Raw genomic sequence first — 6,180 nt, forward strand, 5'->3', positions numbered from 1 at the left:
CGGCCCGCCCCCGGGCGCCCCCTACAAACTCCATACTAGTGGATGGAGTTAAATTTTTAGTCTTCGCCGATGATGCGGACTTCCGGTTCCAGGTGGACACCGTGAGCCTTTTCGACGCGTTTCTGGACTTCGTGGATGACGTTGAGGACATCCCGGGCCGATGCGTGCCCCGTGTTGACGACGAAGCCGGCGTGTTTCATCGAGACCTGGGCATCGCCGCAGGAGAGGCCTTTGAGGCCCGTCTGGTCGATGAGGGTCCCGGCATAGTATCCCGGCGGCCGCTTGAAGGTACTGCCGGCGCTGTGCATTTCCAAAGGCTGCTTGCTGCGGCGGCGGTTCATGAGGTCATCCATGCGGGCCTGGATTTCCTTGGGGTCGCCGCTGCGCAGGGTCAATTCGACTTCGACGACGAATTCCTTGGATTTCTGGAAACGGCTCTGGCGATAAGAAAAGCCCAGGTTCGGTGCATCATACGTATGGACGCCGCCCGTACTGTTGACCGTGCGGACCCGCGATACGACGTGGCTCATTTCCCCGTCGTAGGCCCCGGCGTTCATGAAGACGGCACCGCCCAAGGTCCCAGGGATACCGCAGGCGAATTCGATGCCTGTCAGGCTGTTTTCCTGGGCGAACTGACAGATGTCCTTCAGCATGAAACCGGCACTGGCCATGATCTTCCGGTCGTGGCAGGCCAATACTTTCTTCATCGTGTTCAGCTGGATGACGACGCCGCGGATACCCCCGTCGCGGACGAGGACGTTCGAGCCGCCGCCGAGGACGGTGACCGGCAGGTCCAGCCGCCGGGCTGCCCGGATGGCCAGCGACATTTCCTTGACCGATTCCGGCAAGATCAGGACGTCAGCCGGACCGCCGACGGCAAAGGTCGTGTGTTCGCTCATCGGTTCGTCCAGCAGGATCCGTTCCATGGGAACGGAGATACTTAATTCGGAGACGAAAGTCGTCAGTGCATATTTATTGATCAAGGATGCTCATTCCTTCTGCCATTGCATTTTGAATAATCTGGAACACTTCGCCAGCCATGGACTGCCATTTATTATAATGGTTCAAATATTCCACAGCGGTCTGATTGTTTTTAATGAACTCTGCCATCTGGTTGAGATGGTCGATCTTCTTGCGGATCGGTTTGTCCCCCATAGACTGGGCATAGGCCAGCTGGGCCTGGAGCATGAGGAAATCGCGGACCAGATGCTTGGTCTTTTCGTCTTTGGCCAGTTCCTGACCGGCAGCGACGAAATCCTTATATTCCTGACATTCCTTGATAGCTGCCTCTAACTCATGGGCTTTATCATAAATTTCCACGTTCTACACCTCATCATTTCTGTAATGCTAAAGATTCTTGATACCGATGCCGCTCTTGCCCATGCCCGGGAAACCGAGCTGGCGCATCGCTTCATACGATACGATAGCGACGGTATTCGACAAATTCAGGCTGCGCGCCTGTTCGACCATCGGTACGCGGAAGCAGCGTTCCGGATTGGCTTTCAGGAGGTCTTCCGGAAGGCCTTTCGTTTCCTTCCCGAATACGAGCATATCATCGTATTGGAATTGGATATCGGCATAACACTGTTCCGATTTCGTCGTCAAATAAAAAAAGCGATGATCCTTGTATTTGTCCAGGACTTCCTGAAAATTCTCATGGATCTGGACATCGACGAGCGACCAGTAATCGAGACCGGCCCGTTTTAAATGCTTGTCATCAATGGAAAAGCCCAGGGGCTTGACCAAATGCAGCGTAATATGATTGGCTGCGCATAAACGGGCGACATTGCCCGTATTGCCGGGGATTTCCGGCTCTACCATTACGATATGCATACTTATATCACTCTCCAAGGGATATTGTACAGGATTTATGCAGGAAGTACAAGAGGAACATTGCGTTTCCGACCTTTTTATGATATACTTATAAATAATAGTTATTATTTAATAGAAATGTAAAGTTTCTGTTTATTTTAGAAAGAGGTGTCAATTATTATGGATAACTTTGACAACATTGCCCAGTACCCCATGTATTTCGCTCCCGGCTGTAAGCTGCTGCAGCTGCAGCCCCAGATGGTTTCCGACGTCTACGATTACCTGCGTCAGCTCTTCGGCAGCAAAATCAAACTGTATACACGCTGCTGCGGCCTCGACGATGCCAACCAGCACAACGACGAAGCCGTCTTCATCACGCTCTGCGACACGTGCTACAAGATTTACGGCGAAACCTACGCCAACCTGCACATGCGCGACTTCTGGAACGTCTATGACGAATACAAGGACGTCTATCCCCTGGGCGAAAAAGAAGGTGAACTCCGCAAGACCTTGAAGAACACCTTCTGTGGCTCCCTCCCGCAGGAACACGTCAAGAGCTGGTTCGAAGAATGGAAGAAATGGAGTTTGAACAGTACAGAAAAAGACTAATTCGTCTTTAAGGAGCAGAGGCTATCATGAAATTCACTTACTACGGTCATTCCGCATTCACACTTTCCGATGACGTGACGACGATTCTTTTTGACCCGTTCATTACGGACAATCCCTGGACCCAGGTCTGTCCGACAGACATTGCCTGCCAGTATATTATCGTCACCCACTGCCACGGCGACCACTACGGCGACACCGAAGCCATTGCCAAAGCCAATGACGCGACGGTCATCAGCACCGCCGAAGTAGCCGGCAAAGCGGGCGAAGCAGGCTGTAAAGCCCATGCCATGCATGTCGGCGGCAGTGCGGATTTTCCCTTTGGCAAAGTACGGCTGACCCCGGCCTTCCACGGGTCTGGCATTGCCGGAGGGCTGGCCTGCGGTGTTATCGTCGAATTCGGCGGCAAACGCATCTACTATGCCGGCGATACGGGCCTCTTCTCAGACATGAAAATCCTCGACCGTTTCGGACAAATCGACTGCGCTATCCTGCCTATCGGCGACAACTTCACTATGGGCATGGATGACGCCGCCCTGGCCGCCCTCTGGGTCCAGCCGCGCTTCGTCATCCCCGTCCACTACAAGACCTGGCCGATCATCGAAGCAGACCCTCAGGAATACAAGAAGCTCACGGAAACGAAATACAACATCCCCGTCCAGGTCGTCGACCCGGGGACTACGTATGAATTCTAATCATGATCCTTCCTGATTTCTACGGACGTTTCCGCTGCAAAGCCAGCGCCTGCCAACACACGTGCTGCCGGGGCTGGGACATCGACATCGACGACGTGACGGCCGATTACTACCAGCAGCTCGAAGGCCCCTTAGGCGGGGCCATCCGCCAACATATCGCCGAAGGACCGGACGGCTGGCATTTCTGCCTCACGGCGGAAGGGAACTGTCCCTTTCTCCGCCCAGATGGCCTGTGCCAGCTCATCCGCCAGGCCGGGGACGATATCCTCTGCGATATCTGCGCTCTCCATCCGCGTTTTTTCCAGGTCGTCGAAAACGGCAGCAGCCAGGCCATCGAGCTCGGTGGCGTCGGCCTCTGCTGTGAGGCGGCGTGTGAACTGCTTCTCAGCGAAACGGGGCCACTCACCTTCTGCGACAGTGAAACAGGCCGCTCCATCGGCAGCCTGGCCCAGTTGCTGAAATGGCTGGACTATCCCCTTCCCCGCAAAGGGCTTACGTATGAACCGGCCACGGCTGAAAAGGACCATGAACGGCTCCTGGCCGTCTTAGACCGTACCGAACCGATTGATGATGCCTGGACGGCCCAGCTGAAAGCCTTACAGGCGCAGACAGCGAATTCAGCTGATTCCACAGCCCTCACCGGGAACACCGGGACGGCCGGACGCTATCAGCGCATATACGATTACATCTTCTACCGCCAGCTGGAAACCTTTGCCGACGTCCCGTCAGACTTCCTGGCCACCTATGCCGGACGCAGCACGGACTTCATCGCCCTCACAGCCGCCGCCACGGGCGATCTGCCCGAAGCGGTACGCCGCTGGTCGGAACAAATCGAATATGATACGGACAACGTGGCGCTCCTCAAGAAAGCGGCAGCGGCCGGAGAATTTTGACTTTTCCGGCATTTCGTGACAGCCATGGCCACTTTACCCGTCCCTATCGAAATAGGCGCGTCTTTCGTGCTATAGTAGAGAAAAATCCCTTATCCCTAAAGGAGGTCCTTCTCTTGATCATAGCCGAAGACGCGCCTATTCGCGTACTCATCCGCAACCATTTAGACTTCAAAGGCAAAGTCAGCCGCAAACGCTATCTCCACTTCCGCCTGTTCAGCATCCTGCCCATCTGCCTCATCATCTGGCTCCAGCACCTGGCCTCGCAAGGCGGACCGCAGGCCCTGGAATACACCATCGCCTCGTGCCTCATCGCCCTGCTCCTCATCCCCGTCGACTTCTCCTACATGATACGGCGCTACCACGACCTGGGAAAATCCGGCTGGTACTGCATCATCAACGTCCTGGCCCGCAACATCTGGTTCGCCGCCCTGGCCGTCGAAATCTTCCTCTGCTGGAAAGAGAAAATAGAATAGGGGCCTGACGGCCCCGCCGGTCGCATTTGTAGGGGACGCCCAAAGGGCGTCCCGCGTGAATCCTATGTACATCCCCAATGCGCGGCAACAGATTCAAATTGACAACATCGCCTCGAGTGACCCTCGGCTCGTGAAAAAAATCGTGGCTCGTGGCTCGTGGTTCGTGGCTCGTAAAAGCCTGCCATTATACTCGAATAGGATGTGATGAAATCTCGCAACGGACCGCACAAGGCTCCCTTTATAGGGGAGCTGGCCGCCAAAGGCGGTCTGAGAGGTTAAAAGTCGGCCCCTACGAATGCCCCGATTGGGGCTATTTTTGCGGTCTGCTAACTGCAACCAGCGAACTTCGTTTATTTCCGGCATAGCCGCATCTGAATCCGAAGAACGCAAAACGGCGCTGTCTTATATGACAACGCCGTCATAAATGATTACCCTCTTATTTCAAATGATATTCCCGCAGCAATTGTTCCTGGTATTCATCGTCCTGCAAGACGCGGTCGACGTCTTCTTTTCTGCCTTCTTGCATCAGTTTCTGGAGCAATACACTGAGCGCTTTTCTTCCCGTTTTTTCTCCGCGTTCTTGTCCAATTTTTTCTCCAATTTTCCTGCCGCGTAGTTCTCCACGTTTTTCTCCCACTTCTTCACCTAGTTTACGGCCACGTAATTCTCCACGCCGTTCGATACCTTCGCTCAAGTTACACATGGCTGCCACTCCTTTCTCTAAGTGCGGTGTCATTGTTACGTCAAATTCTTTCTCCAATAGTTTCTGTTTTTCTTGAGAGCTGATGTTATCCAAGAGCAGCATGTTCAACAGCCGTAGGATGCCTTTTAGCTGTTTATGGCTCTTGCTTCCCAGACAGACCAGGACGATATTGATTAAATCGTAATGGCTCCACTCGGCCTGTGTATGACCGATTAGATGTTTCTCAATCAATTGGTAACTGGAAATATTGTACTCCCATTTTTTCGTCGGCATCGTACAGATCCAGATGGAATAGACCTTCTGGATTTTTTCGTAATGGGATTTCACGAAAACCGTACCATACTGACTGGAAATCATGCGGCCGCAATAGTAGACGGCCCTCTTTAACAAGGGATAACCCGGATTGAAATCGTTCTGCGCTTCCAGGTTGATGATGAGCTGGATGCGCTTTCCATCAATGGGAGCTACAGCATGAAACCGGATATCGTAATAGACCGTTCCTTCCGTTCCGGATTTGTCTTCCGTCTGCTCGCTTTCGATGCGCGGTGAAATAGCTTCCGGTTCCACCGCAATACGGCTGATGCTCGGTTCGCCCTGGATATAGCGTTGGGCAATATCCTGCAAATCACAATCCTTGAATTCTTCCGTGCAGGCCTTCAGGATATGAGCCATAATGCCCCGCTCTGAAAGAACCCTCTTGCACGCCTCGTCATACGCTTTTTTCTGCGCTTTGGCCTGTTGTGCCGAATCGGACATGACGTCACATCTCCAGATTCACTTTTTCGGATTCAAATGCCGCTGCGCGGCAACAAACTCAAATTGAATACATAGCCTCGAGTGACCCTCGGCTCGTGGAAAAAATCGTGGCTCGTGGTTCGTGGCTCGTGGCTCGTAAAAGCCTGCCATTATACTCGAATAGGATGTGATGAAATCTCGCAACGGGCCGCACAAGGCTCCCTTTATAGGGGAGCTGGCCGCCAAAGGCGGTCTGAGAGGTT

General features: G+C 53.5%; 8 protein-coding genes. 4 read left to right on the top strand and 4 right to left on the bottom strand.

Annotated features, from left to right (window positions below):
- Positions 1-56: 56 nt before the first annotated feature.
- Genes murB through trmL form a run of 3 tightly spaced genes read right to left on the bottom strand, consistent with a single transcriptional unit; the run spans position 57 to position 1,833 of the window.
- Positions 57-983 (bottom strand): UDP-N-acetylmuramate dehydrogenase, encoded by a 927-nt coding sequence (gene murB / locus WMO23_RS10605; protein ID WP_020311221.1) that lies wholly within the window; start codon positions 981-983, stop codon positions 57-59.
- Positions 973-1,320, bottom strand: coding sequence for a YlbF/YmcA family competence regulator (locus WMO23_RS10610; RefSeq protein WP_020311220.1), 348 nt, complete (start codon positions 1,318-1,320; stop codon positions 973-975). Before WMO23_RS10610 ends, murB begins: the two co-directional genes overlap by 11 nt.
- A gap of 27 nt (positions 1,321-1,347) precedes the next feature.
- The gene (gene trmL, locus WMO23_RS10615; protein WP_020311219.1) at positions 1,348-1,833 is read right to left on the bottom strand and encodes a tRNA (uridine(34)/cytosine(34)/5-carboxymethylaminomethyluridine(34)-2'-O)-methyltransferase TrmL; all 486 of its coding nucleotides are present in this window, start codon (positions 1,831-1,833) and stop codon (positions 1,348-1,350) included.
- 159 nt (positions 1,834-1,992) lie between these two features.
- Here trmL and WMO23_RS10620 point away from each other — a divergent pair, with 159 nt between their 5' ends.
- The 4 genes from WMO23_RS10620 to WMO23_RS10635 all read left to right on the top strand — a co-directional run bounded on the left by WMO23_RS10620 (position 1,993) and on the right by WMO23_RS10635 (position 4,479).
- Positions 1,993-2,421: a hypothetical protein gene (locus tag WMO23_RS10620; protein WP_020311218.1), complete on the top strand. Its 429-nt coding sequence runs from the start codon at positions 1,993-1,995 to the stop codon at positions 2,419-2,421.
- 26 nt (positions 2,422-2,447) lie between these two features.
- Complete coding sequence (locus WMO23_RS10625) at positions 2,448-3,113, top strand: metal-dependent hydrolase (RefSeq protein ID WP_292108050.1); 666 nt, start codon at positions 2,448-2,450, stop codon at positions 3,111-3,113.
- 2 nt (positions 3,114-3,115) lie between these two features.
- Positions 3,116-4,006 (top strand): flagellin lysine-N-methylase, encoded by an 891-nt coding sequence (gene fliB, locus WMO23_RS10630; RefSeq protein ID WP_292108049.1) that lies wholly within the window; start codon positions 3,116-3,118, stop codon positions 4,004-4,006.
- A 113-nt stretch (positions 4,007-4,119) separates the two neighbouring features.
- Positions 4,120-4,479, top strand: coding sequence for a DUF805 domain-containing protein (locus tag WMO23_RS10635; protein ID WP_020311215.1), 360 nt, complete (start codon positions 4,120-4,122; stop codon positions 4,477-4,479).
- Positions 4,480-4,915: 436 nt separating this feature from the next.
- On the opposite strand, the gene WMO23_RS10640 is transcribed toward WMO23_RS10635, so the two are convergent.
- The gene (locus tag WMO23_RS10640) at positions 4,916-5,854 is read right to left on the bottom strand and encodes a hypothetical protein (RefSeq protein ID WP_292282592.1); all 939 of its coding nucleotides are present in this window, start codon (positions 5,852-5,854) and stop codon (positions 4,916-4,918) included.
- Positions 5,855-6,180: the final 326 nt, after the last annotated feature.

It is taken from the genome of Megasphaera intestinihominis, from assembly GCF_040096415.1.
GTDB classification, from domain to species: Bacteria; Bacillota; Negativicutes; order Veillonellales; family Megasphaeraceae; genus Megasphaera; species Megasphaera intestinihominis.

Excerpts from the sequence above, each read along its gene's own strand:
- trmL (WP_020311219.1), bottom strand. The coding sequence starts at position 1,833 with ATGCATATCGTAATGGTAGAGCCGGAAATCCCCGGCAATACGGGCAAT.
- WMO23_RS10620 (WP_020311218.1), top strand. The coding sequence starts at position 1,993 with ATGGATAACTTTGACAACATTGCCCAGTACCCCATGTATTTCGCTCCC.
- WMO23_RS10625 (WP_292108050.1), top strand. The coding sequence starts at position 2,448 with ATGAAATTCACTTACTACGGTCATTCCGCATTCACACTTTCCGATGAC.
- fliB (WP_292108049.1), top strand. The coding sequence starts at position 3,116 with ATGATCCTTCCTGATTTCTACGGACGTTTCCGCTGCAAAGCCAGCGCC.
- WMO23_RS10640 (WP_292282592.1), bottom strand. The coding sequence starts at position 5,854 with ATGGCTCATATCCTGAAGGCCTGCACGGAAGAATTCAAGGATTGTGAT.